The 16,485-nt window shown below is 39.2% G+C and carries 13 protein-coding genes; 10 read left to right on the forward strand and 3 right to left on the reverse strand.

The window, feature by feature from the left end; genetic code table 11:
- Nucleotides 1-342 precede the first annotated feature (342 nt).
- The gene (locus GZH82_RS02550) at nucleotides 343-1,860 is read right to left on the reverse strand and encodes a M4 family metallopeptidase (RefSeq protein WP_162681169.1); all 1,518 of its coding nucleotides are present in this window, start codon (nucleotides 1,858-1,860) and stop codon (nucleotides 343-345) included.
- 624 nt (nucleotides 1,861-2,484) lie between these two features.
- Between GZH82_RS02550 and GZH82_RS02555 the strand changes: the two genes are divergently transcribed.
- On the forward strand, nucleotides 2,485-3,642 hold the full coding sequence (locus tag GZH82_RS02555) for an FAD/NAD(P)-binding protein (RefSeq protein WP_162681170.1): 1,158 nt from the start codon (nucleotides 2,485-2,487) through the stop codon (nucleotides 3,640-3,642).
- Nucleotides 3,643-3,713: 71 nt separating this feature from the next.
- A complete protein-coding gene (locus GZH82_RS02560) occupies nucleotides 3,714-4,109 on the forward strand; it encodes a hypothetical protein (RefSeq protein WP_162681171.1) in 396 nt (131 codons plus the stop codon).
- A 121-nt stretch (nucleotides 4,110-4,230) separates the two neighbouring features.
- Here GZH82_RS02560 and GZH82_RS02565 read toward each other — a convergent pair whose 3' ends face one another.
- Both GZH82_RS02565 and GZH82_RS02570 read right to left on the reverse strand, forming a co-directional pair.
- Complete coding sequence (locus tag GZH82_RS02565) at nucleotides 4,231-5,361, reverse strand: sugar diacid recognition domain-containing protein (RefSeq protein ID WP_162681172.1); 1,131 nt, start codon at nucleotides 5,359-5,361, stop codon at nucleotides 4,231-4,233.
- Between the two features lie 778 nt (nucleotides 5,362-6,139).
- Nucleotides 6,140-7,129, reverse strand: a complete 990-nt coding sequence (locus GZH82_RS02570) for a YeiH family protein (RefSeq protein WP_162681173.1) — start codon at nucleotides 7,127-7,129, stop codon at nucleotides 6,140-6,142.
- A gap of 235 nt (nucleotides 7,130-7,364) precedes the next feature.
- On the opposite strand from GZH82_RS02570, the gene GZH82_RS02575 reads away from it, so the two are divergent.
- The 8 genes from GZH82_RS02575 (at nucleotide 7,365) to trpA (ending at nucleotide 16,402) form a co-directional block, all read left to right on the forward strand.
- Entirely contained in the window at nucleotides 7,365-9,011 is a 1,647-nt protein-coding gene (locus GZH82_RS02575) for an alpha-keto acid decarboxylase family protein (protein WP_162681174.1), read from the forward strand.
- Nucleotides 9,012-10,068: 1,057 nt separating this feature from the next.
- Nucleotides 10,069-11,472, forward strand: a complete 1,404-nt coding sequence (locus GZH82_RS02580) for an anthranilate synthase component I (protein WP_162681175.1) — start codon at nucleotides 10,069-10,071, stop codon at nucleotides 11,470-11,472.
- Nucleotides 11,469-12,053 carry an anthranilate synthase component II gene (locus tag GZH82_RS02585; RefSeq protein ID WP_162681176.1) on the forward strand — a complete coding sequence of 195 codons (585 nt, stop codon included), beginning with the start codon at nucleotides 11,469-11,471 and terminating at the stop codon, nucleotides 12,051-12,053. Before GZH82_RS02580 ends, GZH82_RS02585 begins: the two co-directional genes overlap by 4 nt.
- The gene (gene trpD, locus GZH82_RS02590; protein WP_162681177.1) at nucleotides 12,037-13,041 is read left to right on the forward strand and encodes an anthranilate phosphoribosyltransferase; all 1,005 of its coding nucleotides are present in this window, start codon (nucleotides 12,037-12,039) and stop codon (nucleotides 13,039-13,041) included. Before GZH82_RS02585 ends, trpD begins: the two co-directional genes overlap by 17 nt.
- A complete protein-coding gene (gene trpC, locus GZH82_RS02595) occupies nucleotides 13,038-13,817 on the forward strand; it encodes an indole-3-glycerol phosphate synthase TrpC (protein ID WP_162681178.1) in 780 nt (259 codons plus the stop codon). Before trpD ends, trpC begins: the two co-directional genes overlap by 4 nt.
- 1 nt (nucleotide 13,818) lies before the next feature.
- Nucleotides 13,819-14,442 carry a phosphoribosylanthranilate isomerase gene (locus tag GZH82_RS02600; protein WP_162681179.1) on the forward strand — a complete coding sequence of 208 codons (624 nt, stop codon included), beginning with the start codon at nucleotides 13,819-13,821 and terminating at the stop codon, nucleotides 14,440-14,442.
- 2 nt (nucleotides 14,443-14,444) lie between these two features.
- The gene (gene trpB / locus GZH82_RS02605; protein WP_162681180.1) at nucleotides 14,445-15,650 is read left to right on the forward strand and encodes a tryptophan synthase subunit beta; all 1,206 of its coding nucleotides are present in this window, start codon (nucleotides 14,445-14,447) and stop codon (nucleotides 15,648-15,650) included.
- Nucleotides 15,651-15,652: 2 nt separating this feature from the next.
- Nucleotides 15,653-16,402, forward strand: coding sequence for a tryptophan synthase subunit alpha (gene trpA, locus GZH82_RS02610; RefSeq protein ID WP_162681181.1), 750 nt, complete (start codon nucleotides 15,653-15,655; stop codon nucleotides 16,400-16,402).
- Nucleotides 16,403-16,485 lie beyond the last annotated feature (83 nt).

Genomic DNA, 16,485 nt, shown 5'->3' on the forward strand with positions numbered 1-16,485 from the left:
GGTTTCTAAAACCCAACATACTTCAATCGAATTTCAAAAGGAGAGTAAAGCTGATCAGTTTACATTACGGATTCAAAGATCCAAGGGACTGCGCGATCTACTTCTCTCTACAACTATAAAAAATAGCTGTGAAGAAATCTATCGTCATAAATTTCTTCACAGCTAATCTTAGTATGTTTAATGTTGAAGGGGTTTAAGGTGTGGAGGGTATGACTGTCCGAGAAAGCCGCTCACAATGCTTCTATGTCACTTTTAATCTTAACGTTATCTCGTCGAATTGAGGCATTGGAATTAATCGGCTCATTCGTCTCGTTACTAAGTTGTCATGGTTAAGTCAAGCGATTATACGCCAACTTCTTCCCATGCTGATTCTACTTGGCTCGCTACTTCGTCACCATATAAGTCTAGTGCTGAACGAACTAATGACGCTTTCGCATCTGCAAAGTTTGAAGTAGAAGTTAAGTAAGTTGTTAATGCTCTATAATAAATTTGTTCAGCTTGTTGTTGACCGATTTTATCAACAGTAAGGTAAGCTGCTCTATTCGGGATACCTGAGTTCGTATGTACACCACCATGGTCACTTGATGTGTTGACATAGTCTCTCATATGGCCGGGTTGGTTAAATTGTTCTGGATTTGACATGCTTCGTAATGCATCACCTGGGCGTCCTGGTGTATACACATCTTCACCGATTAAAGTATCGTCTGGATCCATAAAGTAAGCAAATGTGTCAGATATACTTTCGTTCAAAGCACCTGGTTGGCCACGATAAACAAGTCCAGCTGTTTGTTGCGTCACACCGTGTGTAATTTCGTGGGCAACGACGTCATCTGCACCAGATAAAGCTGTAAATGTAGTGCCATCGCCATCACCGTAAATCATTTTGTCACCAATCCAAGCGGCATTGTTACGGTTATCTTCACCTTGAAAGTTATTGACATGCACAATTGACATAATATCACTGTCTCTGTCGTCATAAGAATGGCGATCAAATTTCGATAAGTAGTAGTCATATACTTTTTTAGCGTAATAGTTTGCATCAACACCTGCACGTTGGTAATCATCTGTAAAGTTTGTGTCTCTGTCCGTGATTAAGTCTGCAGAACCCGTTGAAGGTTTATAAGTGTAAGCCGCCATCACTGCAGGACTTGTTACGTCTTCAAGGGAGTAGCCATCATTGATTGAATTGATGTTAATGCTTTTTGTGTCACCAAGTACACCACGACCAGTACCAGTTGCTGCTACATGTTCAACTAAGTCTGTTTTTTCTACAACTTCTCCTGTCTCAGCATCAATTTTAAGATCCCAGTGTGAAACATCTGGTTCCATTGTTACTAATTCAAGATGATAAACGTATTTGTTTTCTTCACCATCGATTTCGACATCATTGACTTTAACGACATCTTCATCTAAGTTTGATGCTTCAGATTGCTTTATATCAACAGCTTTGAAGGCAGTTGAAAGGGCATCTTCTTTAGAAATACTTACGCTGTTTGTTGGATCTACTTTCTCTGATTGAATTGCTCCGTTAATAAGGACGACTTTTCCTTCTTTGTCAACGTGAACTTTCACTTCTTGATCTTTCGCATGGATACCATCGACAACAGGTTGAAGTGTGTAGTGTGTATAACCAAGGTCGTCAGTGAGTGCATTGACTACATCGTAATCTTTATAATTGTCTTTCACATCACTTGGCAATTCTTTTAAGGCTTTGTTTGCATCTGCTTTCGATTTGACTGTGGTTTTAAAGTTTTTCTCTAGTGGCTTGTCCGACGACGATTCAGCATATACATTTGGAGATAAAGATAATACTGATAAACATAAAGTACCAAATAAAACCTTTTTTGACAATTTAAACATTTAAACAACTCCTTAACTTTTAGTATGTTTAAATTTTAATAAATTTATAAATTGTAAAGTATATTTTTGCCTAAGTGTTATCATTTTATTCCTAAGTGTAAAATAACTTCTTTTTAGGCACGATTTTCGACAGTTAGGGTATGTCTTTTCGTTAGAATTTGCAATTAAAAAGAGTGTCATTTAAATAATGATGCTATAAATAAAAAATTGTGTATGTAAAAGGTGTCGAAAAGAGAGGTTTTAAATCTAGGTTTAGACTTTGAATATAAGAGAATGATTAATAGGAAGTGTACGAAATTTTATATGACGTGTTCAAAATGAATGTTTTTTCGAGGGAATAGCGAGAATTTTAACAGTAAACTATTGAAAAGGAGTTTTAAGATGACTCAAGACAATCCGACAAACCGCTTTTACTAGGACATTGTTTAAAATGACATCTTAACTCTTTTTTGATTGAGATGTATAGCGATTTTTTAAGAATGCATACTAGAGAGGGATTAAAATGTGATACATACCTTTTTAAAAGAGGGAATACGACACATCTTTTTACGAAAATAGTTGATTCGTACGTCCAAGTCCTTTATTATAAATCGTAATAATTACTATTTGGAAAGAGTGAATCCTATGACATACGAATGGGTTATTATCGGTGGGGGTGTGCATGCGACGACAATTGCATTACAACTCCGACAACTTGGATTACCCGTGGAACAATTGAGAATGATTGATCCACATCCTCATTTATTAGATCAATTTGATAGACAAACGGAGCGTATCGGGATGACATATTTGCGTTCGCCATTAGTGCATCATTGTCATCCTGAACCTTTTGATTTGAAAAAATTCGCGAGACAAGAAGGCTATACGCAACCAATGATAGGTCCGTATCAACGCCCGAGATTAGATATGTTTTTCGACCATACACGTCATTGGATACGTCATTACGGTTTAGAGACATGTCATATTTGTCAAAAGGCAGTACATATATGTCGTTGCTGTGAAGATTGGGAAATTACGTTAGACAGTCAGCAACAAATTCGAACACAACACGTCGTTTTAGCTATGGGCACGCACCATACGCCTTTCATTCCACCTGCATTTCAAGGTCAACCGCACGTGCAACATATTCATAGTCGTGACCTCGATACAACGATGAAAGGTTCGCATGTTGTCGGAAGTGGAATTTCAGCAGGGCATCTCGTTATTAAATTGTTAACAGAAAGTCAAGATAAAACCGTTCATTTATGGATGAAGAAGCCTTTTGATGTCCATCATTTCGATGCGGATCCAGCGTGGTTAGGTCCGAAAAATATGAAACCATTTGAAGCGATGCCGTTAGCCGAAAGAATTCACGTTAACAAACAAGAACGTCATAAAGGGTCCATGCCGAGAGATATGTACATGACATTGAAAAATTATGAAAAAGCTGGCCGTTTGATTGTGCATCATACGCCTATCGAACGACTGGAAGACCATTGTATCGTTGCCGGAGAGACGCGTGTGGCATACGATGGGATTTATTTGGCGACAGGTTTTGTTCTTGATGTGATGACCCAGCCACTCATTCAAGACATTTTACGCTTACCTGAAGCACAACTGGTCGCAGGTTATCCGAAAATTACAACACAGCTTGAGTGGGTACCTCGTTTATACGTTTCAGGCATGCTAGCTGACTTGGCATTAGGTCCTTTTGCCCGCAATATTATGGGCGGTCGACAAGCGGCGTTACGTATCGGTCAAGCTTATACCGAAAGTACGACAGCTTATCAGAACGCAGTATAATGATAATTTTGTAATCGCGCTATGAAACGATTCGCATATCCTATATAATGCGAGTGATAGGAGCGATAACTATGAAAAAATCTAAAGGCGAAAAATCTCCAAAATATCGGAAAATGAGTCATCATGTGATGCGGGTCATATTTGCATTTGGCATCATATTACTGATTTTATTTATCGGTATGGGCACTGTGATTCCAGAACTCAACCGTCACACGTATGAAGGTGTCGTCGTAGAAAAATATAGAGAGAATCATGGGATGACGACAGGTACAACACAATTTATTGAACTGAAGCAAGGCGATCATACAATTAAGATAGAGAATAGTGATATTTTATTACATGGCAAATGGGACAGTCAGGCGGTACAAAAGGACATTCGTGAAGGTGAGAAGGCAACCGTGTACACGATTGGTTTTGATGTACCAAGTCTCGGCATCCATCCGAACTTGTATCAAATTGAACAATAACTGTATTGACGTCACATGACTGCATACAAATAGTGATGTCGATGAGCAAGGCGACCGTATCGTTCATGGTACTCGTCAAAAAAGGCTGGGATATTCAATTCTCCCGGCCTTTTCCTACGAATTATTCCGAACCTTCGTAAAGCAACTGTGCAATTCTTAATAACACAATTCCATCAATCGTATTCGGATCCCAACCTGTAATTTCATGGATTTTTTTAATGCGATAATTCAATGTATTACGATGGATAAACAAATCATTCGCAGTTTTGACTAATTTTCCGTGGTTTCTAAAATAAGCTTCAATCGTTTCTCCTAAATACTTATCTTCCCCTAAATGAAGCAGTTTCTTATAATTTGCGACCAATGTCGTTTCATTTTCTGGTGTGAATTTTTTAATGTTATTACAAATCGTTGCGAGCTCATGCGATTTATAAGTATGAAGCCCTTCCTGAATTTTTAAATCGTGCAATAGGGACTGCAACGAACGTGCTTCATGATAGGACTGGACTAAACCTTTAATACCCGTTGTAAATGAGCCAAGTGTAATTAATGTACGGTCAAATACTTCATTTTGTACATTTTTATCGAAACCATCAATTAATTCTTCGTGAGATTTACCGCGATTAGGGTTAGATTTGACGATATAAATGTATTCTTGTGGCGAAATTTCGACAATATCATCCCCCGGTAATCTCAATGCTTCTAACGCATCACGTAAAGCTATCGTTTTGGATTTACCCGAACTTTGCATAGAAATAAGCGCAACGGTAAATTCATCATTTAAGCCTAAGCGATCAATCAAACTTTTGCGTTGGTAATTTTGAAAGTAAACGTCAGGATTGAATAAAATATGTGCCAACATTTGCGTGCGTGACAATGTTTCTTGAAAACGAGAGTAGTGTTCTAACTCTTCTTCAACGATAAATTCGGCATGAAGTTTTAATAAATGTGAATAAGCACGTATTTCATCAGGATTGCCACTGACAAGTAGGGCACCGTAAACTCTTCCATGTAGTTCGATAGGAAGAATAACACCGGGATGTTCCACGTTCCAAAAAGACATATCTTCTAATTCAATATCAATGGGCAGGTTACGTTCAATCGAATGACGCGCAGCTTGATGTACTTCTCCTACACGATCAAGGTTGGACGTTGCGATAATTTGACCGCCCCTATTGGCAATCAGTACTTCAGCTTTAATGATGGATGACGCTTTTTTTACGACTTTTTGAGCCCAATGTTGTTTTATCATTTACTCCAGCTCCTATTTTTTATATGTATTCTGAATAAAGGTAAAGCAGTCCCCTTTGTTGAATAGTAGAATGGACATCAGAAGGTGAGTCGGCCTGTTGTATTTGTCACACGAACATTTTTGATTGCATCGTCTCATAACTGGCAAAATATCGCCACTTCCTAGTTTGTAGTGAAAGGGCTGTTGTCATACATATTGAGAAAGGGCAATCGTCATATCATACCGTGTTTTCAAAACGAACAACAAAAAAAATAGAATATAATTTTTTTGTCCTATTACGCTTAATTTTTCACTGAATGATATTAAATGTTTATATCATATCATAAAATGAATTAATTGTAATAGGTTTACCGAAATCTCTTCTTTGAATTTTTTTTGAACTTTGTTAACTCTTATTTACAATGTATAGGTGCAATTCAATCTTTCATATTTTAGTGTTAACTGTACTTTTATAATAAAACACATTTTACTTCTTATGCAAATTTATATCTAATTATCTTAGAAGTTATATATTATTAATTTAACAATATAGTTAAGATGACTAGGAAAAAGTTACATTATTTTATATTATAACAATAAAAATTAAATTTTAAAGTAGGATAGAGAAATTTTTCTTCTTTAAATGGGTTTGTTAAAAAAGTGTGTCTTTTTTAATGTGGAAAAAGAGGATATACCATTAAGAATGGTGTGAGAACAATGTTTGTTGCGTGATGGAGAAGATGAAAAAGGAGGGAGGACCATCGTGCGAATGCACAGTGCGTCTCCCTCTTGTGTAATTTCATAACATGCCGATTACAGCTAAAATGATCAAACTTGTCACAATTAAAGCAGCCCAAGTGATAAATCCTAATAAAATAGGGCGAATACCTGCTTGCTTAAATTGACTGAATTTGACAGATAATCCCACACCCGCAAGTGCAATCGTAATGAAAAAGAGTGCAGCTTGTTTGAAAATCGCAATGACACCATCAGAAAAGTTAAAAACGGTACTGATAAGTGATGCCACAATAAACCAAATAATAAAGTTTGGAATCATCGCCCATATCTTTTGACGTTGTCCACCGTCTTTTGTTGTTTGTTGACGTTTAGCCATCCAAAACGCTAGCCCAATCGTGATAGGAATAATAAATAGTGTACGTGTTAATTTGACAATAGTCGCGACTTCAAGTGCTTTTGAACCGTATAACGCACTTGCTGCTACGACACTCGATGTATCGTTAATCGCTGTCCCACTGAAAAAACCAAATGCTTCTTGACTCATATGAAAGAAGTGGCCTATCGGTGGGAAAATAATGACCGCGATTAAGTTAAATAAAAACACTGTAGAAAGACTAAAAGCGATAATATTGTCTTTAGCTTTAATGACTGGACTTGTTGCGGCTATAGCAGAACCCCCGCAAATAGACGTGCCGACGCCGATTAAAATCCCTGTATGTAAATCAATATGGAATAAATTGACTAACAATGTAACCACAATAAAAGCAACGAGTAGCGTCACAATGAGTATCGGTAGTGACTTGAGGCCCACTGTCCCAATCGATTGAAAACTCAATGTAAAACCGAGCAAAATGATACTGTAATGCAATACTTTTTTACTGCTATATTGAATGCCGGGTTTGAATGATTCTGATAGTTTTAACGTATTATTCAAAATCATGCCGATCACCATCGCAAAAATAGCACTCCCTACAATTGGAAAAAAGTGACCTAAGAAGGTAGCGATGATGGCAATAGTGAGCGTTAGGCATAATCCTTTAACTTTTGACATAGTGATCGATCCTTTCGTAAAATGACATCGCAACATGTGAACATGACGTACACTTTTTTAGCTCTATGTTTAACAAAGCTGCAATTGTACAAGTCATCCTCGTTTGTTCTCAAGTATAGGCGTATCAAAATCGTTTTTCAATAGTCATTTACAGTTATAGGTCAATAATGTTGACTTTGTTACAGTGTGGGTATAAAATGTAAATTGTAATCAATAAAGAGAAAAGGACGGGATGATGATGAAAAAACGTATTGGGCAATATTTGATAGATGAAATCGCAAAACAAGGCGTTGATAAAATTTTTGGCGTACCTGGTGATTTCAACTTAACTTTTTTAGATGATATTGAAGCACATGAGACGTTAGAATGGGTTGGCAATACGAATGAATTGAATGCAAGTTATGCCGCAGACGGTTATGCACGTTTGAACGGACTTGCAGCTATGGTAACGACTTTTGGTGTCGGTGAATTAAGTGCGGTAAACGGCATTGCGGGTTCATACGCAGAAAATGTACCCGTGATACAAATTACAGGTGCACCGACGACAGTGGTTGAACAAGCAGGCAAATACGTTCACCATTCTTTAGGTAACGGCAAATTTGATGACTATCAAAAAATGTATGCACAAATTACTGAAACACAAACAGTATTAACTGTAGACAATGCACTAACAGAAATCCCGCGCATCATTAAAGTAGCGACAGAAGAAAAACGTCCGGTACATGTCCACTTACCGATTGACATCGCAGCAAAAGAAATCGAAGTACCAGATGACGTCGCATATCCTGCAACTCAAAAAGCAGAAAACGTTTCAACTGTAGTAGAAAAATTAACAGAACGATTAAAAGCTGCACAACAAGTGACGTTAATTGTCGGGCATCAAATCAATAGTTACGGTTTACAAAAAGATGTTCAAGCATTAGCAGAAAAATTAAACTTACCTGTAGCACAATTGTCACTCGGTAAAGGCGCATTTAATGAAGAAAGTGCGCAATATATGGGAGTGTACGACGGTTATATCGCAGAAGACAATATCCGTGATTACGTCGATGGTAGCGATTTGGTCATTACTTTAGGTGCTAAATTGACAGACTCAGCAACAGCAGGATTCTCACAAAAATTCTCAAATGATTCGATTGTAACGTTGAATCATCGTGATGTTAAAATAAACGACTATACAACAACTGAACCGTCATTACCTGAAATTGTGGAAGCGTTCAAAAACATTGATTTCAAATTTGAAGGCGACTTCCCACAATATCAATGGCCAGATGCATCCGCTGCAGTGCTTAACGATGAACCATTAACACAAGAAAACTACTTCAAGTTAATGCAAAACTTTTTACGAAAAGGTGACGTTGTATTAGGCGAACAAGGAACATCATTCTTCGGTGCATATCGTTTAGCACTTCAAGAAGGCACAACATTTATCGGTCAACCTTTATGGGGCTCAATCGGTTATACGCTCCCATCAACATTAGGTACATTACTTGCAGCACCAGAACGTCGTCATGTGTTACTCATTGGTGACGGCTCATTACAACTAACGGCACAAGAAATGTCTACAATGGTACGTCAAAACTTAAATCCAGTCATCTTTATTATTAACAATGACGGCTATACAGTTGAGAAAAAAATTCATGGTGAAAATGCCAAATATAACGACATTCAAATGTGGGACTACAAATTATTACCAGCATTATTCGGCAACCAAGACATCCCAACATATGATGTCAAAACATCAAATGACTTAAAAGTTGCAATGGATCAAATCGATCAAAACCCTGATACGATGCATGTTGTAGAAGTTCATATGGATGTATTAGATGCACCAGCGAACCTAAACGAAATATCTAAAGCCTTTGCTGCACAAAATAAATAATCTGTTGTAGAGGGCAAAATTTTATCAAATGTTGACATGAAATTGAAATGCATGTATAGTATTGGATAACTTCATAAAACGTATGATTGATAAGTAGTTTTTACGGATGTAGCACGCAGAAAGCTAACGGTTGATGCAAGTTAGCACAAACGTAGAGATGAATTGGGCAATCGAAATATACGACCAATTAAATTGTAATTAAAAGAGCGAACATGGTATAGAAATTCATGTTAACTAAGGTGGCACCACGGTAACGCGTCCTTACAGAAGAGACGTATACTGTGGTGTCTTTTTGTTTATGTTACAGTAGCAATAAGCGTCACGTTTCTGATTGAAGCATGTCCGCGTCTAATTGAAGAAAACGATGGAATTTTTCACCACAATGATGTTATGTTTAATTGAAACGCCAAAGATTGCTGAAACGATACTATAATTCTTAGTTTTAAAAGTCTCATAGATTGTAAACCCGAACGAGACTCTTGAGGGATAAAGTTAAAAGCAAAATGACGTCTTTTAACTTTGATAGTGGCTACTGTTTGACGCAGTCGCTGTCTGACTTCTCAATGCTTGTGCTTTTGAGAAGTCTAGTCAATCTTGCGGGGGCAGTACTACGAAATCTTTGTTGTACATGAGATTTCTGTACTACTCCCAAAGTCCACCAACGCTACTACAAATGTAACAGCCCAATCAAAGCGTTGGTTAGTGGAGACAAGGCCCCTAGGAAACGCGAGTTCGAGGTGTCAATCATTTGAGACTTCTACAAATGTACCATCGTTCAGCAATCTATGACATGACTCAAATGTAAAACAAACCAACAACAACAATTGTGAGGTAAGAATAAGTAATTTGAACAATCGGTAGTTCCAGAAAATAGACGGGTGATGCGAGTCTATACCGACCTCAAATGAATTGGGTCTTACTTGAAGCAACCAACTGAATCATATATTAAAGCGAACAGTCACAATACTGTTAACAAAGGTGGTACCGCGTGTGAGCGTCCTTTTCCGAGGACAATCATGTGCGTTTTTTTTATTACCAAAATTGAAGGAGGAGCCTCATGAACATTGCTTATCGCGTTTTAGATGCACCGATTAATCCAGAAACTTTAGCACGACATCGTCAACATAAAATTGTGTTAGAAAGTGCCACAACATCACAAACGAAAGGACGATATTCTGTTGTCGCTTTTGATGCTTATGGTGAAGTCATTTTAACAGAATCACAATTAAACATTTGGACCCCTCATCAAACGATTCAAGAAACGACTGCACCGTTTGACCAATTGAAAGCTTTTGTAGGACAGTATCACGCACATATTTCTGAACCAGAGCTTGAGGCATTACCATTCATTTCGGGTTTTGTCGGATATTGTAGCTTTGATTTAGTCCGACACGCGTTTCCAGTGCTCCAACAATACCCGGCAGCAGGCACAACGCATGATGTCCATTTTTACATGATTGAATCAGTTTATGTATTTGATCACTATAAAGAGCAAATTTATGTGATTGCGACTAATCTTTTTTCTAAAGCGTCGGAAAATGCATTATATGAACGTCTAGATAAGATGATTGCCGAGTTCGATCAAATAGAGTTATTTGAAACGACTCAAGTACCTGATTTGCCAGAAAAAGTGATTGAGCCAAACATAGAGGAAGCAACGTTTATTAAACAAGTACAGCAATTTAAACGACGCATTCAACAAGGTGATATGTTCCAAGTCGTCCCGTCACGTATTTATCGTTATGCGCATCATTTTGGCGAACAGATGTATCCATTGACGTATCAGTTGTATCAAAAATTGAAACGGAACAATCCAAGTCCGTATATGTTTTATTTTAATATGGGTGGGCCTATTTTAGTAGGTAGTTCTCCTGAAAGCTTTGTGAAAGTGAAAGAAGGCAAAGTGATGACAAATCCTATTGCAGGAACAATTAAACGAGGCGCCACAGATGAAGAAGATCGACAATTGGCAGAGACATTATTAAGTGATGAAAAAGAGTTGAGTGAACATCGGATGCTCGTTGACTTAGGACGCAACGATATTTTACGTATTGCACGACCGGGAAGTTTAGAATTAACGAAATTGATGACGATTGAACGTTATGAACATGTGATGCATATTGTCAGTGAAGTGATTGGCGATGTAGACCCAACACTTTCACCTATTGATGTCATTGCGAGTTTATTGCCGACTGGAACAGTATCAGGTGCGCCGAAATTACGTGCGATTCAACGTATTTATGAAACGCAACCATTGAAGCGTGGTGTTTATAGTGGTGGTGTCGGTTATATTAATTGCGATCATACGTTAGATTTAGCGCTCGCGATTCGTACGATGGTGATTGATGAGACCCATGTGCATGCCGAAGCGGGTTGTGGTGTCGTGTACGATTCAATTCCAGAGAAAGAATTAGCAGAAACACAATTGAAAGCAAAAAGTTTATTGGAGGTTACGCTATGATTTTAGTCATTGATAATTATGATTCGTTTACGTATAACCTTGTCGATATGTTTCGGTTAAAGGAAGCCGTTGTGGTGAAGTATCCGGATGACGACACATTGTATGACCTTCAACCAGATGCACTCGTCATTTCGCCAGGTCCAGGACATCCCGATGATACGACGCGGCTCCATGAGATTATTGATTATTTTAAAGATATACCGATTTTAGGGATTTGTCTCGGTGCACAAGCATTGTATCGGTATTATGGTGGCCAAGTCGTCGTCGCAGAAAAAGTCATGCATGGCAAAATTGATACGTTACAATTTGAAAAACCGACATTGTTATACGAAGGGGTTTCAGAACATTCTGATATTATGCGCTATCACTCGCTTATTTGTGAAGAAAAGTCGTTACCACAAGATATCCATATTACAGGTAGAACAAGCGACAGTATTCAATCGTTTGAGCATCAAGTACGACCGCATTACGGCATTCAATATCATCCGGAATCATTCGCAAGTATCGCTGTAGCAGGAATTGTAGAAAACTTTTTAGCAATCGTAAAGAAAGGTGTGTTGACACATGACGTTACTGAATAAAATGATGAATTTTGAAGCACTCAATCATGAAGAAATGGGCGCGTTTATAGCGACGTTATTAGCTGAAACGACGCCATTAGAAGATAAAGTCGCATTACTTGTCGCTTATACGATGAAAGGTGAAACATCTGACGAATTGTATGCGTTATGTGAAAACTTGATTCATACGATGTACCCAGAACAACCGCAATATCCAGGTAGTATGTGTGTCTGTGGGACGGGAGGTGATGGATCGAACAGTTTCAATATCTCAACGACCGTATCATTTGTTGCGGCAAGTGGCGGTATTGAAGTTGTTAAACACGGTAATAAAAGCGTCACTTCACAATCAGGTGGCATGGATATTTTACAAGCGATGGGTATAGCGACGACCCCCGTACAATCCGTGATGCAACAGTTAAAAGACACACATTTGGCTTTTGTCAGTGCGACAGAATCCTACCCTGTGATGAAAAACATGCAGCCGGTCCGTGTGAAAGTGGGACGTCCTACGATTTTAAACCTTGTCGGTCCCATTATTAATCCGTTTGCATTAGATTATCAGTCGATGGGGGTGTTTGATCCGACGAGAATGACGAAAATTGCTGAAGTGTTACAGCGATTAGGACGTAAAAGAGCTATCGTCATTCATGGGGCGAACGGCATGGATGAAGCGACGCTATCGGGTGACAATCAAATCGTTGAAATGGACCAAACGACAGGCATTCGTGAATATACAGTCAATGCGACAGATTATGGATTGCGTTATGCACCGGATGCAGCACTTCAAGGCGGGACACCAGAAGAAAATAAAGCAATCACGCTCAACATTTTAAATGGAACGGATCAATCTGTAAGGAGAGACGTCGTGTTACTCAATGCAGGACTTGCGTTTTACACAGCAGAAATTGTGGACACGATTGAAGCGGGTATTGCACACGCAGCATCATGCATTGATTCAGGTGCTGCATTCAAACAATATGAACAAGCAAGGGGTGTAGCTGTATGACGATTTTAGATGACATTGTCGAATATAAAAAGCAGTTACTCGCTGAAGGTTACTATGAAGAGTTATTAGTTAAGTTAGAAGAAGTGGATATCTCGTATAAATCGACTATAGCGGAACAATTTGAAAATGACCGTACAATTGGTGTGATAGCGGAAATTAAGTCAAAAAGCCCGACCGTTTCAGATATACCGGAACGAAATTTAGAGGAACAATTACGACTGTATACGACTGGAGGGGCGTCGGCAATATCGATTTTAACGGATGAACATTATTTTGGTGGCAGTTATGAACGGATGGCAACATTGACAAAACAGACGAATGTACCGGTGCTATGTAAAGACTTTATGATTGATGAACGACAAATCGATGTGGCGAAAAAAGCAGGGGCGTCCATGATTTTATTAATCGTCAACATTTTAACGGATGAAGCATTGGCGCGATTACATGATTATGCGACAGGTCTCGGTTTAGAAGTACTCGTGGAAGTGCACGACCCACAAGAACTTGCACGAGCACACCGTATTCATCCGCAATTTGTTGGTGTAAATAATCGCGATTTGAGAAGTTTTAAGACTGATGTGCGCCATACCGGACAAATTTTAACTTCACGACAACAAGGTATTCATTACATTTCAGAAAGTGGGATTAAGACGGTGGCGGATATCGAAACACTTGTGCCAACTGGGATTGTGGGAGTGCTTGTCGGTGAAACATTGATGAAAGCGGATGATCCTAAAGCACAACTCCAAAGCTTTAAATTGCGTAAAGAGGTGTAACATGTATTTGAAATTTTGTGGCTTTACACAAGAAGCGGACATCCAAGAAGCTGTACAGCACAATATTCAAGCAGTCGGATTTATTACGTATCCGAAAAGTGCACGCTACGTTGATTTAGCGCAACTTCAAAAACTGTCTGCGCACGTTCCTGAAACGATTGATCGCGTGGCAGTGACTGTGAACGCAACGATGGCACAACTCGAAGCCATCATCGAACAAACAGCAATTAATACGATACAATTTCATGGCACCGAATCCATAGACATGATTGCTACAGTGAAGGCGCGCCATCCTGACATGCAACTTTTTAAAGCGATTCCTGCTGATGAAAAACTGCAGGACAACATCAGACAATATAAAGGTGTTGTTGATCGACTGTTAATTGATACACCATCAAGCGCATTTGGGGGCACAGGGGAAGTATTTGATTGGCGTGTTTTAGATGGGTTGTCGACATCGAATTATTTGGTGGCAGGTGGCGTCAACAGTGAGAATGTACGGCAGTTAGTCCAAAATCACCCGAATATTGCAGGAATTGACATTGCAAGTGGAATTGAAAAGGCAAAAGGGCAAAAAGATTATGACAAAATGGCATATATTGCAAAAGTTTTGAAAGGAGAATGACAATGAAAAACATTCAATTAGAAGCAGATGAACATGGATTTTTCGGAGAGTACGGGGGCAAATACGTACCCGAAACGCTCATGCCCGCCATTGAAGAATTGAAAAAGGCCTATGATGCGGCGAAACAGGATCCTGAATTTCAACGCGAATATCATCATTATTTAAAACATTATGTCGGACGCGAAACACCGCTCACGTATGCCGATTCTTATACGAAAGCATTAGGTGGCGCGAAAATCTACTTAAAGCGTGAAGATTTGAATCACACTGGCGCGCATAAAATCAATAATGCGATCGGTCAAGCTTTACTCGCGAAACGAATGGGTAAGAAGAAGCTTGTCGCTGAAACAGGTGCGGGCCAACATGGTGTCGCAAGTGCAACGATTGCCGCATTATTTGATATGGAACTCGTTGTATTTATGGGGGAAGAAGATATCCGTCGTCAACAACTCAATGTCTTTCGGATGGAGTTGCTCGGGGCGAAAGTGGTATCGGTGACAGATGGACAAGGAACGTTGTCGGATGCGGTAAATAAAGCACTTCAATATTGGGTCGCACATGTCGATGATACACACTACTTACTCGGTTCAGCGCTTGGACCGGATCCATTTCCGACGATGGTGCGCGACTTCCAACGTGTCATTGGGGATGAAATTAAAGCGCAACTTCAAGAAAAAGAAGGGCGTTTACCGGATGCTGTTGTCGCGTGCGTCGGTGGTGGTTCTAATTCAATCGGTACGTTCTATCCATTTATTGAAGATGCGACAGTGAATTTGTACGGCGTGGAAGCGGCAGGTGAAGGTGTCGATTCAGAACGACATGCGTTAGCGATTAATAAAGGGAAAAAAGGTGTGCTCCATGGAACGAAAATGTATTTAATTCAAGATGACAACCATCAAATTAAATTGGCACATTCTATTTCAGCAGGTCTCGATTACCCGGGTGTCGGCCCCGAGCATAGTTATTACCATGATATTGGGCGCGTCGATTATGTGACTGCTGACGACAGAGAAGCGATGGAAGCTCTCGTACGTTTCACTAAAGCGGAAGGGATTATTCCAGCGATTGAAAGTGCCCATGCTTTAAGTTATGTTGAAAAGCTCGCACCACAAATGGACAAAGATGACATTCTCGTCGTGACAGTGTCAGGCCGTGGTGATAAAGATATGGAAACGATTAAAAATTATATGGAAGGAAAGGAGGCGTAAACATGCATGCAAAACAATTTGTAGCCTACATTATGGGTGGCCCAGAGTTTATGGAACAATTGAAAGCATTAGATGACGTTGGTGCAGATTATGTTGAAATCGGTATTCCATTTTCTGACCCTGTCGCGGATGGCCCGATCATTATGGAAGCAGGGCAAGCGGCGATTCGAGCAGGGATGACCGCCCAGAAAATTTTTGATCAGCTGAAAACAATGAAAGACCAGCTCAACACACGCTATTTGCTCATGACGTATTATCATACGATTGAAACTTATGGAGAAGCGGCATTTATGGCTGAAGCAGAAGCGGCCGGTGTAGAAGGACTCATCATTCCGGACATGCCGTTTGAATATATCGAACAATTGAAAGTCCGATATCCAGAGCGTCAGTTGAAATTCATCTCACTTATCGCGATGACTGCTGCACCTAAACGACGTCAACGTATTGCCCAATCAGCAGAAGGATTTATTTATACGATCACAATGAATCAAATTACGGGTCAAAACGGCAATTTCCATCCTGAATTGAAACAAAATATTTTAGACATCAAACAACATAGTAAAGTACCGGTGATGGCAGGATTTGGTATTCGCACACCAGAACATGTGAAAGAGATTATCGAAGTGGCGGATGGTGTCATTATTGGAAGTGAAATCGTTCGTCGTTTTAACGAAGAAGGCATTGAAGCGACGGAAACATATTTAACGACGATTCGCGAAGCACTTAATAATGGTAGTCCAAATGTGCAGTAATTCGTCATATAAGCACTGAAGTTCAAACGCTATTCATTCAGACACATCCGTTATATCATAAGTGTCAGTATAAAAATGATAAT

Origin of the sequence: Staphylococcus sp. MI 10-1553, assembly GCF_010365305.1 — a bacterium.
Lineage (GTDB): Bacteria > Bacillota > Bacilli > Staphylococcales > Staphylococcaceae > Staphylococcus.